The organism is Streptomyces sp. NPDC096132, from assembly GCF_044763345.1.
In the GTDB taxonomy this organism is placed as follows: domain Bacteria; phylum Actinomycetota; class Actinomycetes; order Streptomycetales; family Streptomycetaceae; genus Streptomyces.
The window spans coordinates 175,559-191,455 of the sequence record NZ_JBIWGA010000017.1 but is presented as its reverse complement, the minus strand read 5'-3'; the positions used below and the strand labels follow the sequence as shown (position 1 = coordinate 191,455).

General features: G+C 70.4%; 18 protein-coding genes. 17 read left to right on the top strand and 1 reads right to left on the bottom strand.

What is annotated here, in order from left to right; translation table 11 throughout:
• The first annotated feature begins 99 nt into the window (after window positions 1–99).
• The 12 genes from rplS (at window position 100) to ACIRF9_RS34475 (ending at window position 10,010) form a co-directional block, all read left to right on the top strand.
• Window positions 100–450, top strand: coding sequence for a 50S ribosomal protein L19 (gene rplS, locus ACIRF9_RS34530; RefSeq protein ID WP_020128707.1), 351 nt, complete (start codon window positions 100–102; stop codon window positions 448–450).
• Between the two features lie 79 nt (window positions 451–529).
• Window positions 530–1,228, top strand: a complete 699-nt coding sequence (gene lepB, locus ACIRF9_RS34525; RefSeq protein ID WP_403830346.1) for a signal peptidase I — start codon at window positions 530–532, stop codon at window positions 1,226–1,228.
• Complete coding sequence (gene lepB, locus ACIRF9_RS34520; protein ID WP_403830344.1) at window positions 1,221–2,318, top strand: signal peptidase I; 1,098 nt, start codon at window positions 1,221–1,223, stop codon at window positions 2,316–2,318. Before lepB (ACIRF9_RS34525) ends, lepB (ACIRF9_RS34520) begins: the two co-directional genes overlap by 8 nt.
• Window positions 2,206–3,186, top strand: coding sequence for a signal peptidase I (gene lepB, locus ACIRF9_RS34515; RefSeq protein ID WP_403830342.1), 981 nt, complete (start codon window positions 2,206–2,208; stop codon window positions 3,184–3,186). Before lepB (ACIRF9_RS34520) ends, lepB (ACIRF9_RS34515) begins: the two co-directional genes overlap by 113 nt.
• A 99-nt stretch (window positions 3,187–3,285) precedes the next feature.
• Entirely contained in the window at window positions 3,286–4,068 is a 783-nt protein-coding gene (lepB, locus tag ACIRF9_RS34510; RefSeq protein ID WP_403830340.1) for a signal peptidase I, read from the top strand.
• Complete coding sequence (locus tag ACIRF9_RS34505) at window positions 4,058–4,582, top strand: NUDIX hydrolase (protein ID WP_403830338.1); 525 nt, start codon at window positions 4,058–4,060, stop codon at window positions 4,580–4,582. Before lepB (ACIRF9_RS34510) ends, ACIRF9_RS34505 begins: the two co-directional genes overlap by 11 nt.
• A gap of 56 nt (window positions 4,583–4,638) precedes the next feature.
• Window positions 4,639–4,947: a DUF2469 domain-containing protein gene (locus tag ACIRF9_RS34500; protein WP_005311352.1), complete on the top strand. Its 309-nt coding sequence runs from the start codon at window positions 4,639–4,641 to the stop codon at window positions 4,945–4,947.
• A gap of 81 nt (window positions 4,948–5,028) precedes the next feature.
• Window positions 5,029–5,436 (top strand): YraN family protein, encoded by a 408-nt coding sequence (locus ACIRF9_RS34495; RefSeq protein ID WP_403830336.1) that lies wholly within the window; start codon window positions 5,029–5,031, stop codon window positions 5,434–5,436.
• Between the two features lies 1 nt (window position 5,437).
• Entirely contained in the window at window positions 5,438–7,063 is a 1,626-nt protein-coding gene (locus ACIRF9_RS34490) for a YifB family Mg chelatase-like AAA ATPase (protein ID WP_403830334.1), read from the top strand.
• A complete protein-coding gene (dprA, locus tag ACIRF9_RS34485; protein ID WP_403830332.1) occupies window positions 7,060–8,220 on the top strand; it encodes a DNA-processing protein DprA in 1,161 nt (386 codons plus the stop codon). Before ACIRF9_RS34490 ends, dprA begins: the two co-directional genes overlap by 4 nt.
• Before the next feature lie 284 nt (window positions 8,221–8,504).
• The gene (gene whiG / locus ACIRF9_RS34480; RefSeq protein ID WP_403830330.1) at window positions 8,505–9,347 is read left to right on the top strand and encodes an RNA polymerase sigma factor WhiG; all 843 of its coding nucleotides are present in this window, start codon (window positions 8,505–8,507) and stop codon (window positions 9,345–9,347) included.
• A gap of 105 nt (window positions 9,348–9,452) precedes the next feature.
• Window positions 9,453–10,010: a helix-turn-helix domain-containing protein gene (locus tag ACIRF9_RS34475; RefSeq protein ID WP_403830443.1), complete on the top strand. Its 558-nt coding sequence runs from the start codon at window positions 9,453–9,455 to the stop codon at window positions 10,008–10,010.
• A gap of 27 nt (window positions 10,011–10,037) precedes the next feature.
• On the opposite strand, the gene ACIRF9_RS34470 is transcribed toward ACIRF9_RS34475, so the two are convergent.
• A complete protein-coding gene (locus ACIRF9_RS34470) occupies window positions 10,038–10,670 on the bottom strand; it encodes a M23 family metallopeptidase (protein WP_403830441.1) in 633 nt (210 codons plus the stop codon).
• Window positions 10,671–10,969: 299 nt separating this feature from the next.
• On the opposite strand from ACIRF9_RS34470, the gene rpsB reads away from it, so the two are divergent.
• The 5 genes from rpsB to ACIRF9_RS34445 all read left to right on the top strand — a co-directional run bounded on the left by rpsB (window position 10,970) and on the right by ACIRF9_RS34445 (window position 15,833).
• Window positions 10,970–11,884, top strand: a complete 915-nt coding sequence (gene rpsB, locus ACIRF9_RS34465) for a 30S ribosomal protein S2 (RefSeq protein ID WP_403830328.1) — start codon at window positions 10,970–10,972, stop codon at window positions 11,882–11,884.
• A 160-nt stretch (window positions 11,885–12,044) separates the two neighbouring features.
• On the top strand, window positions 12,045–12,881 hold the full coding sequence (tsf, locus tag ACIRF9_RS34460; protein ID WP_403830326.1) for a translation elongation factor Ts: 837 nt from the start codon (window positions 12,045–12,047) through the stop codon (window positions 12,879–12,881).
• Between the two features lie 188 nt (window positions 12,882–13,069).
• Window positions 13,070–13,828 carry a UMP kinase gene (gene pyrH / locus ACIRF9_RS34455; protein WP_403830324.1) on the top strand — a complete coding sequence of 253 codons (759 nt, stop codon included), beginning with the start codon at window positions 13,070–13,072 and terminating at the stop codon, window positions 13,826–13,828.
• A gap of 173 nt (window positions 13,829–14,001) precedes the next feature.
• The gene (gene frr, locus ACIRF9_RS34450; protein ID WP_093827946.1) at window positions 14,002–14,559 is read left to right on the top strand and encodes a ribosome recycling factor; all 558 of its coding nucleotides are present in this window, start codon (window positions 14,002–14,004) and stop codon (window positions 14,557–14,559) included.
• A complete protein-coding gene (locus tag ACIRF9_RS34445; RefSeq protein ID WP_403830321.1) occupies window positions 14,559–15,833 on the top strand; it encodes a phosphatidate cytidylyltransferase in 1,275 nt (424 codons plus the stop codon). The genes frr and ACIRF9_RS34445 overlap by 1 nt, the downstream gene beginning before the upstream one ends.
• The last annotated feature ends 64 nt before the right edge of the window (window positions 15,834–15,897 follow it).

Sequence of the window (15,897 nt, the reverse complement as noted above, 5' to 3'; positions counted from 1 at the left end):
ACAGGGGGACACGACGCCCGCCCCGACGGGCACAGCAGACCTTCTCGGAAACCTAGTTCCCGCCGATGACCTGTGGCATGGGCGAAGAAAGCAGACGAAATGTCTCACCTTCTCGACTCCGTCGACGCCGCGTCGCTGCGCAGCGACGTCCCGGCCTTCCGCCCGGGTGACACCGTCAACGTCCACGTCCGCGTCATCGAGGGCAACCGCTCCCGTGTGCAGCAGTTCAAGGGCGTGGTGATCCGCCGCCAGGGCGCCGGTGTCCGCGAGACCTTCACGGTCCGCAAGGTCTCGTTCTCCGTCGGCGTCGAGCGCACCTTCCCGGTGCACACCCCGATCGTCGAGAAGATCGAGCTCGTCACCCGCGGTGACGTGCGTCGCGCCAAGCTGTACTACCTCCGTGAGCTGCGCGGCAAGGCCGCGAAGATCAAGGAGAAGCGCGACAACTGAGCTCCCTCAGTGGATCCACTGCTGATCCACTGAGAGCACTCGGGAGATCCACAGAGGGGGCGGATAGCATCTCCCCCCGATGGACACCGAAGCTCAGCCGACGACAGAGCGCGACCGCTCCTCCCACCCTGATCCTGGGGCTGCGGAGGGCCGGTCGCGTTTCTCGTTGACGGCGTGGATCACACGGTGGCTGCCGGGGGGCCGGATCAGCCTGACCCTGCTGATCTGCCTGGTGTTTTTGCTGCTCCTCAACGCTTTCGTGGTTCAACCATTCCAGATTCCCAGCGGATCCATGGAAAACGGATTGAGGATCGGCGACCGCGTTCTCGTAAATAAGTTGGCGTACCGTTTCGGTGCCGAGCCGCGGCGCGGCGATGTCGTCGTGTTCGACGGCACCGAGTACTTCGGGAACTCCGACTACGTCAAACGCGTCGTGGGGGTAGGCGGAGACCACGTGGTCTGCTGCGACAAGGAGGGGAGGATCCGGGTGAACGGCCGGTCGGTCGACGAGTCGACGTTCCTGTATCCAGGCGACAGCCCGTCCACGGTGGACTTCGACGTGACGGTGCCCGAGGGCACTCTGTTCGTCCTCGGCGACCACCGCAGCGCCTCCAGCGACTCGCGCGACCACCTCGGCTCACCGGGCGGCGGCATGATCCCCGTGGACCGGGTGATCGGCCGCGCCGACTGGATCGTATGGCCGTACGGGCACCTCGCCCGGCTGTCCCGCCCGAGTGCCTACGCGCGCGTGCCCGCCGCGGAGGGCGCCCATGGGTAACCGAGGCAAACCGCGCGGCGTGCCCACCTCCGCCGTGGACCAGCTCCTGCCCACCGGCGCCCGGCGGGCCGCCAGCCCGTCCGGCGGCCGCACCCGCGCGGAGCGGCGCAAGCTCCAGCGCAAGGTCAAGCGCAAGCGCAGGCGGTCGGCCGTCCGCGAGATACCGCTCCTGGTCGGTGTCGCCGTCCTGATAGCCCTGGTCCTGAAGACCTTCCTGGTGCAGGCCTTCGTGATCCCGTCCGGGTCGATGGAGCAGACGATCCGCATCGGCGACCGCGTCCTGGTGGACAAGTTCACCCCGTGGTTCGGCTCGAAGCCGCAGCGCGGGGACGTCGTCGTGTTCAAGGATCCCGGCGGCTGGCTCAACGACGAGCAGACGACGACGAAGAAGGAGGACCCCGTCGTCGTCAAGCAGATCAAGGAAGGGCTCACCTTCATCGGTCTGCTGCCGTCCGACAACGAGAAGGACCTCATCAAGCGTGTCGTCGGCGTGGGCGGCGACCACGTCAAGTGCTGTGACACGCAAGGGCGAGTCACCGTCAACGGCGTTCCCCTGGAAGAGGGAAGTTATCTCTATCCCGGGAACTCCCCCTCCGACGCCGCGTTCGACATCACCGTCCCCCAGGGCCGGCTGTGGGTGATGGGCGACCACCGGGCCAACTCCGCGGACTCCCGCTCCCACCAGAACACGGACTACGGGGGCACCGTCTCCGAGGACGAGGTGGTCGGCCGGGCCATGGTGATCGCTTGGCCCCTCGGCCACTGGGTACGCCTCAAGGAACCGCAAACTTTCTCTTCGGTGACCGGCTCGACCGCCACGGCGACTTCGTCCGCCCAGCCGTCGCATAGGGTTGCTCCGGACGATCCGAACGGAACGATCCGACAGCTCCCGACCCCTGCGGAACTCCCGCTCGTTATGGGAGTGGTGGGCCTGCGTCGTGCATGGGGCAGGCGGCGGCACGGAGTAAGGAGTTGGCGTGGGGGATGTGGCGGTTGGCGCACGGTCCGGGCACGACGGCGAGGAGCACCGCGGACGCCCCGTGGACACCGCCGACCCGGCTGGGGACGGCGCCGTGACCTCCGGGAATGACCCGGCGGCGGGCGGCGAGGGCCCGCCGGCGGACGAGCCCCCCAGGGGCGGCGGTGACGGTCCGGGCGGCCGGAACCCGAACGCGAAGAAGCCGCGCTCCTTCTGGAAGGAACTGCCGATCCTGATCGGCATCGCGCTCGTCCTCGCGCTGCTGATCAAGACCTTCCTGGTGCAGGCCTTCTCGATCCCGTCCGCGTCGATGGAGAACACCCTCAAGGAGGGCGACCGGGTCCTCGTCGACAAGCTGACCCCGTGGTTCGGCTCCGAGCCCGAGCGCGGCGAGGTCGTCGTCTTCCACGACCCGGACAACTGGCTGGCCGGCGAGGCCACCACCGACCCGAACGCCGTGCAGACCTTCCTCAGCTGGATCGGCCTGATGCCGTCCGCCGAGGAGAAGGACCTGATCAAGCGGGTCGTCGGCGTCGGCGGCGACACCGTTTCCTGCAAGGGCACGGGCCCGCTGACGGTCAACGGCAAGGCGCTGGACGAGCCGTACGTGTACCCGGGGAACACCCCGTGCAGCCAGGACGACCAGGGCGGCCAGTTCACGGTGAAGGTCCCCAAGGGCTACATCTGGGTCATGGGCGACCACCGCCAGAACTCGCGGGACTCCCGCTACAACCAGTCGGACAAGAACCACGGCATGGTGCCCGTCGACCAGGTCGTCGGCCGCGCCATCGTCAAGGCCTGGCCGATCAACCGCTGGGGCACGCTGCCGGTGCCGGACACCTTCGACCAGTCCGGCCTGAACAACCAGTCGGCGGCCGCCACGGCCCTGACGGTCGCCCCGGAGGGCCTCGCGGTCGCCGGAGTCGTCCCGGTGGTCCTGTGGCGCCGTCGGCGCGCGGCGGTGTCCGAGAACCGCTGACTTCGCGCCCCGCGTCCGTAAACCCTTTCCCAAGCTTCTGACCATGGCGGGGGAAGAAGGGCTGACCCGATTCGGTACCGCCGGGTAGGGTGCGGACCCATGGGCGGCGAGAGCACGACACGTACGGCCCCGCGCAGCGGCGGTGGCACCAGCAGTGGCCCGGTGGGCAGCCGGACCGGACAGCGTCTGTCCGGACTGGTCGTCGCACTGGGCCTTGTGCTGTTCCTCGGCGGATTCGCCTGGGCGGCCCTGGTCTACCGGCCGTACACGGTGCCCACCAGCTCCATGAGCCCGACGATCGAGGGCGGATCCCGGGTGCTGGCCCAGAAGGTCGACGGCGACGACGTGCGCCGCGGTGACGTCGTCGTGTTCAGCGACAAGGAGTGGGTGGAGAACGCGCTGGTGGTCAAGCGCGTGGTCGCGGTCGGCGGCGACACGGTCTCCTGCTGCACCGACGGCAAGCTGACCGTCAACGGCAAGCAGATCGAGGAACCGTATCTGGCCGAGGGCAGCTCGGCCGAGATCACCGACTTCGGGACGGTGAAGGTTCCCGAGGGCCGGCTCTTCCTGCTCGGCGACGAGCGGCAGGGCTCCCTGGACTCCACCGCCCACCTCACGGACGCGGCCCAGGGCACGGTGGCACGCAGCGCCGTCCGGGCCCGCGTGGACGCCGTCGTCTTTCCGTGGGGCGGTCTGCTCAAGAGCCCCACGGGCTTCGAGACGCTCGGCGCCGTGTCGCAGCCCGGTCCGCTGCGTACGATCCTGTGGATGATCGTCGGCGGGACCGTGCTGATCCTCGGCGGCGCCGCGTACGGCCCCGTCGCCAAGCGGACCTCCGGCCGCCGCGACCGCACCCGGCCGGAGCCCGCCGGTGCCCGCTGAGACGACGGACGCGGCCGCCGACACGTACGAGGGCGGGCTGCGCAAGGTCGCCCGGGTCGTCCTCCTCGATCCCGGGGACCGCATCCTCCTCCTGCACGGCCATGAGCCGGACGATCCGGCCGACGACTGGTGGTTCACGCCCGGCGGCGGGGTGGAGGGCGACGAGACCCGTGAAGAGGCCGCCCTGCGGGAACTCGTCGAGGAGACCGGCATCACCGACGTCGAGCTCGGCCCGGTCCTGTGGCGGCGGATGTGCTCCTTCCCGTTCGCGGGCCGCCGCTGGGACCAGGACGAGTGGTACTACCTGGCCCGTACGACCGTGACGGCGACCCGGGCCACCGCGCTCACCGAGCTGGAGCGGCGCAGTGTCGCCGGAGCGCGCTGGTGGACGTGTCAGGAACTGACCCGGGCGCATGAGACGGTGTATCCGACCAGACTCGCCGAGCTGCTGGGCAGGCTGCTTGACGAAGGTCCCCCGGCCAGACCCGTAACCCTTGACACGGAAATCGTCTAGAGGCTCACGGGACTGGCGCACAATGGGGGGATCGCACGGCTGAAGGGGAACATGCCATGAGCGCCGAGGACCTCGAGAAGTACGAGACCGAGATGGAGCTGAAGCTCTACCGGGAGTACCGCGATGTCGTCGGTCTGTTCAAATATGTGATCGAGACCGAGCGTCGTTTCTATCTGACCAACGACTACGAGATGCAGGTGCACTCGGTCCAGGGCGAGGTGTTCTTCGAGGTTTCGATGGCGGACGCCTGGGTGTGGGACATGTACCGGCCGGCGCGGTTCGTGAAGCAGGTACGGGTGCTCACGTTCAAGGACGTGAACATTGAGGAGCTGAACAAGAGCGATCTGGAGCTGCCGGGCAGCTGAGCGGCTCTCGCTCGTGTGGGTGACGGAGTTGTCCACAAGCGGTGAGTCGCGCACCAAGATCCTTTTGGTGGTGGCGGATGCGTGAGCGTGGGTGCCGGAGGTGGTGCCCACATGAGCACGAACACGGATCTGGCGCGAGGCGCACTCGGCAAGTACGGCGAGGACCTGGCCGCGCGGCGGCTGGCCGAGGCCGGGATGACGGTCCTGGAGCGCAACTGGCGCTGCGGCAGGACCGGTGAGATCGACATCGTGGCGCGGGACGGGGACGTCCTGGTCGTCTGCGAGGTCAAGACCCGCCGGGGCGGTGGATTCCAGCACCCCATGGCGGCGGTGACGCCCGAGAAGGCGGAGCGCCTGCGGGGCCTCGCCGAGCGATGGGTCCAGACACACGGAGGAGCCCCGCCGGGCGGTGTCCGCATCGACCTGATCGGCGTCCTCCTGCCCCGCCGCGGGGCGCCCGTCGTGGAGCACGTGCGGGGGGTGGCCTGAGATGGGGTTCGCGCGTACGTGTTCGGTGGCGCTGGTGGGCGTCGAGGGCGTCGTCGTCGAGGTCCAGGCGGACCTGGAGCCCGGGGTCGCGGCGTTCACGCTGGTGGGGCTCCCGGACAAGAGTCTGAGCGAGAGCCGGGACCGGGTGCGGGCGGCGGTGGTGAACTCGGGCGGCGAGTGGCCGCAGAAGAAACTCACCGTCGGACTCAGCCCGGCGTCGGTGCCGAAGGCGGGCAGCGGCTTCGACCTGGCCGTCGCCTGTGCCGTGCTCGGCGCGGCGGAACGGATCGACCCCAGGGTCCTCGCCGACATCGTGATGATCGGGGAGCTGGGGCTGGACGGACGGGTGCGCCCGGTCCGGGGCATCCTGCCCGCCGTCCTGGCCGCGGCGGACGCCGGCTATGAACAGGTCGTCGTCCCCGAGTGCGCGGCGGCCGAGGCCTCGTTGGTGCCGGGTGTCTCCGTGCTCGGGGTACGCAGTCTGCGGCAGCTGATCGCGGTCCTCGCGGACGAGCCGGTGCCCGAGGAGGAACCCGACGACCTGGGCCGCCCGGACCCGCTCCTGGCCGGTCTGCGCATGCCCGGCACGGGCGCGGCCACCGGCATGCACAGCGTCGGCGCCACGCAGCACGAACAGGGGCACGACCTCGCGGACGTGGTGGGGCAGCGCTCGGCGCGCACGGCGGTCGAGGTGGCCGCGGCCGGCGGACACCACCTCTTCCTGCAGGGGCCACCGGGGGCGGGCAAGACCATGCTCGCGGAGCGGCTGCCCGCCGTCCTGCCCCGGCTGACCAGGGAGGAGTCACTGGAGGTCACGGCGGTGCACTCGGTGTCCGGACTCCTGCCGCCGGGCAAGCCCCTGATCGACGTCCCCCCGTACTGCGCCCCGCACCACTCGGCCACCATGCAGGCCCTGGTCGGCGGCGGCCCTGGCATTGCGCGGCCCGGTGCCGTCTCGCTGGCCCACCGAGGCGTGCTCTTCCTGGACGAGACCCCGGAATTCAGCAGCCACGCTCTCGACGCCCTGCGCCAGCCTCTGGAGGCGGGCCATGTGGTGATCGCGCGGAGTGCGGGCGTGGTGCGCTTCCCGGCGCGCTTCCTGATGGTGCTGGCGGCCAACCCCTGCCCGTGCGGCCGCTTCTCGCAGCGGGACACCCTGTGCGAGTGCCCTCCCTCGGCGATTCGCCGCTACCAGGCCCGGCTCTCCGGGCCCCTGCTCGACCGGGTGGATCTGCGCGTCGAGGTGGACCCGGTGGGGCGGCAGGAACTCGCGCATCGCGGGCCGGGCGGTGAGTCCACGGCCGTGGTCGCCGACCGGGTCCGAGCCGCTCGGGAGCGCGCCGCGGCGCGGCTGGCGGGTACCCCGTGGCGGACGAACAGCGAAGTGCCGGGACGGGAGCTGCGCAACCGCTGGCACGCGGCGACCGGCGCGATGGACGAGGCCGAGCGGAACCTGGAGCGGGGAGTGCTCACCGCCCGTGGGCTCGATCGCGTCCTGAGGGTCGCCTGGACCGTCGCCGACCTCGTCGGCCACGACCGGCCCGACGTGACCGACGTCGCCCTGGCCCTGCAACTGCGCACCGGCGTGCCGCGCGGGGTGCCGATGGCGCTCGGGGCCCTGACGTGAACGGCACGGGCGAGCCGCACCCCGGCCGGCTCGCCCGAGTGCTTCTCACCCGGGCCATCGAGCCCGGGGACGAGGTCGGTGGGCGGTGGGTGCGGGAGTGGGGGGATCTGGAGGTGGCGCGGCGGTTGCGGGAGGGCGGGGAGCCGCCGGCCGGGGTGACGGCGCGGCGGTGGGAGGGGCTCAGGGCGCGGGCCGCGGGGGCCGAGCCGGAGCGGGATCTGGAGGTGGCCGAGGCAGCCGGGGTGCGGTTCGTGTGTCCCGGGGACGCGGAGTGGCCGCGCACGCTGGACGACCTCGGGGACGGCCGGCCGCTCGGGCTGTGGGTGCGGGGGCGGCCCAGCCTGCGGATGTGGGCGCTGCGGTCGGTCGCCGTCGTCGGCGCCCGCGCCTGCACCGAGTACGGCGCCCACATGGCCGCGACGCTGGCGGCAGGCCTCGCCGAGCGGGGCTGGGTGGTCGTGTCCGGCGGGGCGTACGGGGTGGACGGCGCCGCCCATCGGGGCGCCCTCGGCGCCGGCGGCGCCACCGTCGCCGTCCTGGCCTGCGGGGTCGACCGGCCCTACCCGCGCGGCCACACCGAGTTGATCAACAGGATCGCCGACCAGGGGCTGGTGGTGGGGGAGCTGCCGCCGGGGGATCATCCGACGCCGAGCAGGTTCATCCTGCGCAACAGAGTGATCGCCGCGCTGACCCGGGGCACGGTGGTGGTCGAGGCCGCCCACCGCAGCGGCTCACTGGTCACCGCGCGGGCGGCTCAGCGCCTGGGCCGGCACACCATGGGAGTACCGGGGCCGGCCACCAGCGCCCTGTCCGCCGGGGTGCACGAGCTGCTGCGCGGGGAGGCCGAACTGGTCACGGACGCCGCGGAGGTCGTCGAGCTGGTCGGTGACATGGGTGAGCTGGCCCCCGACAAGCGCGGCCCGGTGCTCCCGCGCGACCTGCTGGAACCGGGCGCCCGCCGCGTCCTGGCCGCGCTCCCCGGCCGCCGCCCGGCCCGCGCCGACGAGATCGCCCGCGGCGCAGGGACCACGCCGGACGACGCGATCGCGCGACTGTACGAACTTAGAGCACTTGGTTACGTCGAACGACTCGGCGACGGCTGGAAGTTGACACGCCAGGCGATCGTCTCCGTTCGAGGGGGCCGAGGCCCGTGCTGACCGAGCGTGTTCGGCCGTCCGGGGGAACGCCGATGTCCTTGGGAATTCCCGTAGTTGACCCCCTCCGGCGGTCACCCAGAGCGACCGCCGTGCCCCGGTGGGGCGCTCAGCGGAACGTATCTGCGTACAAGTGCCGACACGCCCTTCGCGCACCGCAACACTCCAGTCACGCTACGCTCACGAGGATTCCGGTACAGAACGGCAGCAGCGCGACTTCAGACCAGCAGGTCACCCAGGAACACCCGACTCCACGTACTTCACGGCAGAACGGCACAAGGCGACGAATGCCCCAGCACACCTCCGGGTCCGACCGGGCGGCGGTCCCCCCAGCCGCCCGCGACGGTGGCAGCGTGCGGCCGCCCGCTCCCTCGACGCTCGACGAGCTGTGGCGGTCGTACAAGGAGACGGGGGACGAGCGGCTGCGGGAGCAGCTGATCCTGCACTACTCGCCGCTGGTGAAGTACGTGGCCGGCCGGGTGAGCGTCGGTCTGCCGCCGAACGTGGAGCAGGCCGACTTCGTCTCCTCGGGGATCTTCGGGCTGATCGACGCGATCGAGAAGTTCGACGTCGACCGGGAGATCAAGTTCGAGACGTACGCCATCACCCGCATCCGGGGCGCGATGATCGACGAGCTGCGGGCACTGGACTGGATCCCGCGGTCCGTGCGGCAGAAGGCGCGCAACGTGGAGCGGGCCTACGCGACGCTGGAGGCGCGGCTGCGGCGGACCCCGTCGGAGTGCGAGGTGGCAGCCGAGATGGGCATCGCCGTCGAGGAGCTGCACGCGGTGTTCAGCCAGCTGTCGCTGGCCAACGTGGTCGCGCTGGAGGAGCTGCTGCACGTCGGGGACGAGGGCGGCGACGGGCTCAGCTTCATGGACACCCTGGAGGACACCGCCGCGGACAACCCCGTGGAGGTGGCCGAGGACCGCGAGCTGCGGCGGTTCCTGGCGCGGGCGATCAACACGCTGCCCGACCGGGAGAAGACCGTCGTCACGCTCTACTACTACGAGGGGCTGACCCTCGCCGAGATCGGGAACGTGCTGGGCGTGACCGAGAGCCGGGTCAGCCAGATCCACACCAAGTCCGTGCTGCAGCTGCGGGCGAAACTGGCGGGCTTCGGGCGTTGACCTGGCCGGACGGAAGTTCGGCGGCGGCAGTACGGGCGCAGTCACTCCCGCCGGGGGTGCGGCGTCCGTACAGTGGTCGACGTGCCAAGGATTCGAGCGGCCTCCGTGGCCGAGCACCGGTCGATGCAGCGTGCCGCCCTGCTGGACGCGGCACGCTCCCTGTTGTCCGAGGGTGGGACGGAGGCGCTGACCTTCCCCGCGCTCGCCGAGCGGACGGGGCTCGCGCGGTCGTCCGTGTACGAGTACTTCCGATCGCGGGGCGCCGTGGTCGAGGAGCTGTGCGAGGTCGACTTCCCCGTGTGGGCGGCCGAGGTCGAGGCGGCGATGGCCGCGGCGGAGGGGGCGGAGGCCAAGGTCGAGGCCTATGTGCGGCGGCAGCTGGCGTTGGTCGGGGACCGGCGGCATCGGGCCGTCGTGGCGATCTCGGCGAGTGAGCTGGACGCGGGGGCTCGGGAGAAGATCCGGGCGGCGCACGGCGGGCTGGTCGCGATGATCGTGGCGGCGCTGGGGGAGATGGGCCACGCGGAGCCCCGGCTCGCGGCGATGTTGGTGCAGGGGGTTGTGGACTCCGCTGTGCGGAGGATCGAGCTGGGGGCGGCGGAGGAGCCGGCGGTGATCACCGAGGCCGCGGTTTCGATGGTGCTACGGGGGGTTCTGGGCTGAGGTCGGGGCGGCTGGGCGGGGTGGGTGTCACTCGCCCGCGCTTGCGGGGTGCCTCCCCCACTCTCGGCTTCGCTCGAGCGGTGGGACCCCCATCGCCCACCCGTGCCGCCCCAGCGGCACGACTGCCCGCAGCCATGCGAGGGGGAGCAGACGGGACGGACCCCTCCGCAGCAGCCATGGCGGCAGTAGGTCCAGCGGATTCAGGTAGGTCTTGCCTCGCCGCAGGCCCCAGTGCACGCATGCCGTCGTGCAGTGGGTTCCCGTCGGCTCCACCGTGCCGATGATCTCGCCTGCGGCGACCTCCTCGCCTTTGGGGACCGAGGCTCGTACGGGTTCGTAGGTCGTTCTGAGATCCGTGCCGCTCAGTTCCACGGAGATCACCCCTCTGCCGGCCACCCTGCCCGCGTACGACACCCGGCCCGCCGCCACCGCTCGTACCGGTGTGCCGGTCGGCGCCGCCAGGTCGACTCCCCGGTGGCCTCGGGAGTAGGTCGTCGCCGGGGGTTCCCAGCCGCGCAGCACCGTCGGACGGGTACCCACCGGCCAGGTCCGGGCGATCGCCGGAACCGGAGGCGGAGGCGGTGTCCCCGGCGGGGGCGGGGGATCCGCCCGGGCCGCCGTCGTCGTCAGGGCGATCAACAGGAGCATCGGCAGGCACATGCGGCGTGTCGCGGTCATGGGAGAACCGTCGGGCAGCGGGGGTGATCTCGGCCGGAGGCTGTGGACAACCCTCCGGTTGTGGAGAGCGGCGTCACCCGGTGCCTCCCGGGTCCCGTACACTTCTTCTGGCGATCCGGGTCACCGGGTCGACTTCGCACGCCCCGGTATCGGGAGCCGGCCCAGGCCGGTCGACCGGTATCCGCGCCCCTCGGTCCTTCGTGGCTCGGCGCACCGCGGGCGTCAGGCGCGGGAGCCGTCCGGCACCCGCGGCACAACCGAGAAAATCAAGGAGAACGGCCATGGCCGTCGTCACGATGCGGGAGCTGCTGGAGAGCGGCGTCCACTTCGGTCACCAGACCCGTCGCTGGAACCCGAAGATGAAGCGCTTCATCTTCACCGAGCGCAACGGCATCTACATCATCGACCTGCTCCAGTCGCTGTCGTACATCGACCGCGCCTACGAGTTCGTCAAGGAGACCGTCGCCCACGGCGGCACGGTCATGTTCGTCGGCACGAAGAAGCAGGCGCAGGAGGCCATCGCCGAGCAGGCCACCCGCGTCGGCATGCCCTACGTCAACCAGCGCTGGCTGGGCGGCATGCTCACCAACTTCTCGACCGTCTACAAGCGTCTGCAGCGCCTCAAGGAGCTCGAGCAGATCGACTTCGAGGACGTCGCCGCGTCCGGTCTGACCAAGAAGGAGCTTCTCGTGCTCTCGCGCGAGAAGGCCAAGCTGGAGAAGACCCTCGGTGGTATCCGTGAGATGTCCAAGGTTCCCAGCGCCGTCTGGATCGTGGACACCAAGAAGGAGCACATCGCGGTCGGCGAGGCCCGGAAGCTGAACATCCCGGTCGTCGCCATCCTCGACACGAACTGCGACCCCGACGAGGTCGACTACAAGATCCCGGGCAACGACGACGCGATCCGCTCCGTCACCCTGCTCACCCGCGTGATCGCCGACGCCGTCGCCGAGGGCCTCATCGCCCGTTCCGGCGTCGCCACCGGTGACAAGGGTGACAAGGGCGCGGGCGAGCCGCTCGCCGCGTGGGAGCGCGACCTGCTCGAGGGCGAGAAGAAGGCCGAGGAGGCCCCGGCCGCTGCTGAGGCCCCCGCCGCTGAGGCCCCCGCTGCCGAGACGCCCGCTGCCGAGGCTCCCGCCGAGGAGGCCGCTGAGGCCCCCGCCGAGGCTCCGGCCGCGGACGCCGAGCAGGCCTGACCGTCCCAGCGTCACGGGTGACGGCGGGGGCGGCGACATGAAGTCCGCCCCCGCCGTTCACCCGTAGGTCGGCACAGAGTCGGAGAGCTACCGCCAACTGGAGTTCCCCAGACCGTGCAGATCTTCGATCTTCCAGACTTCGAGAAAGATTCACAGACTCATGGCGAACTACACCGCCGCCGACGTCAAGAAGCTCCGTGAGCTCACGGGCGCCGGCATGATGGACTGCAAGAAGGCGCTGGACGAGGCCGAGGGCAACGTCGAGAAGGCTGTCGAGGCGCTCCGCATCAAGGGCCAGAAGGGCGTCGCCAAGCGCGAGGGCCGCTCCGCCGAGAACGGCGCCGTGGTCGCGATCATCGCCGACGACAACGCCTCCGGTGTCCTGGTCGAGCTGAAGTGCGAGACGGACTTCGTCGCCAAGGGTGACAAGTTCCAGGGCGTGGCCAAGGCCATCGCCGAGCACGTCGCCAAGACCTCCCCGGCCGACCTCGAGGCGCTGCTCGCCTCCGAGATCGAGGCCGGCAAGACCGTCCAGGCGTTCGTGGACGAGGCCAACGCCAACCTCGGCGAGAAGATCGTCCTGGACCGCTTCGCGCAGTTCGACGACGGCTTCGTCTCCGCGTACCTGCACCGCACGATGCCCGACCTGCCCCCGCAGATCGGTGTCCTCGTCGAGCTGGACAAGCCGAACGCCGATGTCGCCAAGGGCGTCGCCCAGCACATCGCCGCCTTCGCGCCGAAGTACCTCTCCAAGGAGGACGTGCCGGCCGAGGTCGTCGAGTCCGAGCGCCGCATCGCCGAGGAGACCACCCGCGCCGAGGGCAAGCCCGAGGCCGCGATCGGCAAGATCGTCGAGGGTCGTCTCAACGGCTTCTTCAAGGACGCGACGCTGCTCGGCCAGCCGTACGCGCTCGACAACAAGAAGTCCGTCCAGAAGGTCCTGGACGAGGCCGGTGTCACCCTGAAGCGCTTCTCGCGCATCAAGGTCGGCATCTGAGTCCGTACCGCGATCGACGCGCGACCCCTATAGGGTCGACGTGAGTCGTCCGCGTACGCCGTCACGCACGCGTGACGGACGACAGCAGATCTGACGAGGAGGCCATTGCCGCGTATGGGTTGCCCACGACACCCCACCGGCAATGGCCTTCTTCGTATGTGCACCACGTGAAAGAGGCGGGATCTCCCATGACCACCAAGCCCCAGAAGAGCGACGACGGCAAAGTACACGGCCGGTTTATGCTGAAGCTGTCCGGCGAGGCATTCTCCGGTGGCGGGGGCCTGGGTGTGGACCCCGACGTGGTGCACAAGATCGCCCGCGAGATCGCGGCCGTGGTACGGGACGGCGCGCAGATCGCGGTCGTCATCGGCGGCGGCAACTTCTTCCGCGGCGCCGAACTCCAGGTGCGCGGCATGGACCGGGCCCGCTCCGACTACATGGGCATGCTCGGCACCGTCATGAACTGCCTCGCCCTCCAGGACTTCCTGGAGAAGGAGGGCATCGACAGCCGGGTGCAGACCGCCATCACCATGGGGCAGGTCGCCGAGCCGTACATTCCGCTGCGCGCCGTGCGGCACCTGGAGAAGGGCCGAGTGGTCATCTTCGGCGCCGGTATGGGCATGCCGTACTTCTCCACCGACACCACCGCCGCCCAGCGCGCCCTGGAGATCGACGCCGAGGCCCTGCTGATGGGCAAGAACGGGGTCGACGGGGTTTACGACTCCGACCCCAAGACCAACCCCGAGGCCGTCAAGTTCGACGCCCTCGGCTACGGCGAGGTCATCACACGCGACCTCAAGGTCGCCGATGCCACCGCCATCACGCTGTGCCGTGACAACAAGCTCCCGATCCTCGTCTTCGAGCTTCTGACAGAGGGCAATATCGCTCGTGCCGTCAAGGGTGAGAAGATCGGCACGCTGGTGGGTGAGCAGGGCGGCCGGGCCTGACCGGTGAACCCCGGTCCGTACGACAACACCTGACCGGGGGACGGACCCTGGTCGGAGGATGGACAATGTCCTGCCGGTCGGGAACCGTGCAGGAAGAAGACGCGACGCAGCCGGCCGCCGCCACCGACAGTGAACCGCAGCCGGGCCTTACTCAAGACACGCAGGAGCAAGTGGTGATCGAAGAGACCCTCCTCGAGGCCGAGGAGAAGATGGAGAAGGCCGTCGTGGTCGCCAAGGAGGACTTCGCCGCGATTCGCACCGGCCGTGCGCACCCGGCGATGTTCAACAAGATCGTGGCCGACTACTACGGCGCGCCGACGCCGATCAACCAGCTGGCTTCGTTCTCCGTGCCGGAGCCGCGCATGGCGGTCGTGACCCCGTTCGACAAGACGGCGCTGCGCAACATCGAGCAGGCCATCCGTGACTCCGACCTGGGCGTCAACCCCAGCAACGACGGCAACATCATCCGGGTGGTGTTCCCCGAGCTGACCGAGGAGCGCCGCCGCGACTACATCAAGGTCGCCAAGGGCAAGGCCGAGGACTCCAAGGTGTCCATCCGTTCCGTGCGCCGCAAGGCCAAGGACGCGATCGACAAGCTCGTGAAGGACGGCGAGGTCGGCGAGGACGAGGGCCGCCGTGCGGAGAAGGAGCTCGACGACACCACCGCGAAGTACGTCGCCCAGGTGGACGAGCTCCTGAAGCACAAGGAAGCGGAGCTGCTCGAGGTCTGATGAACGACTCTTCCTGGGGCTCTCCGCCTCAAGCCGGGGCACACGGTTCACGAACCGGGGCACAGCCCGCGTACTGGGGACCCGTCGACCAGGGGCCTGTCCAGGGGGCTGCCCCGGCGGGTTCCGCGTACGATGCGCCTGAGGCGCAGCAGACTCGCCCCATGCCCATCGTCCCCGACGGACCCGCACACGGCGGAAACCAGGATGACGACCCGGGGGCCGCTCGGACGGGCGGCCCCCTGTTCCGAGACGAGACGTACCCCTCCGGGACGCCGGACGGGACGTCGTACCGGCCCGGGACACCGGACGGGACGTCGTACCGCCCAGGTACGCCCGACGAGGCGTTCCGTGCGGAGACGTTCCGCCACGAGACCCCGTCGGCACAGCCCCACGCGGCGGTGCCGCAGAATCCGGAATCCATGCCCGACGCCCCACAGCCCGCGCCCGCCCCGCAGAAGAAGAGCGCGGGCCGAGACCTGGGCGCGGCCATAGGCGTCGCGGTCGGGCTCGGTGTGGTGATCGTCGCGTCGCTGTTCATCGTCAAGGCCGTGTTCGTCGGCGTGATAGCGGTCGCCGTCGTTGTGGGTCTGTGGGAGCTGACCAGCAGGCTGCAGGAGCGCAAGGAGATCAAGGCACCGCTCGTGCCGCTCGCGCTCGGCGGCGCCGCGATGGTCGTCGCCGGATACGTCCGGGGGCCCGAGGGCGCCTGGGTCGCCATGGCCCTGACCGCGCTGGCGGTGTTGGTCTGGCGGATGACGGAACCGCCGGAGGGCTACCTCAGGGACGTCACGGCGGGTGTCTTCGCCGCCTTCTACGTCCCCTTCCTGGCCACGTTCGTCGCCCTGATGCTCACCGCGGACGACGGGTCGCAGCGCGTCCTGGTGTTCTTCCTCCTGACGGTCGTCAGCGACACCGGCGCCTACGCCGTCGGCTGGCGCTTCGGCAAGCACAAGCTCGCTCCGCGGATCAGCCCCGGCAAGACCCGTGAGGGACTGCTGGGGGCGGTGTCCTTCGCGATGGTCATGGGCGCGCTGTGCATGCAGTTCCTGATCGACGACGGCACCTGGTGGCAGGGGCTGCTGCTCGGCCTCGCGGTCGCGGCCAGCGCCACGCTCGGCGACCTCGGCGAATCCATGATCAAGCGGGACCTGGGCATCAAGGACATGGGCACGCTCCTCCCCGGTCACGGCGGCATCATGGACCGCCTGGACTCCCTCCTGCCGACGGCTCCGGTCGTGTGGCTGCTGCTCGTGCTGTTCGTCGGGTCCGGCTGACCGGCGGTTCGTACGGGCACGTACGGGTACGTGCGCGAGGTCCGTGGGGGCCCCGTCCCGATCG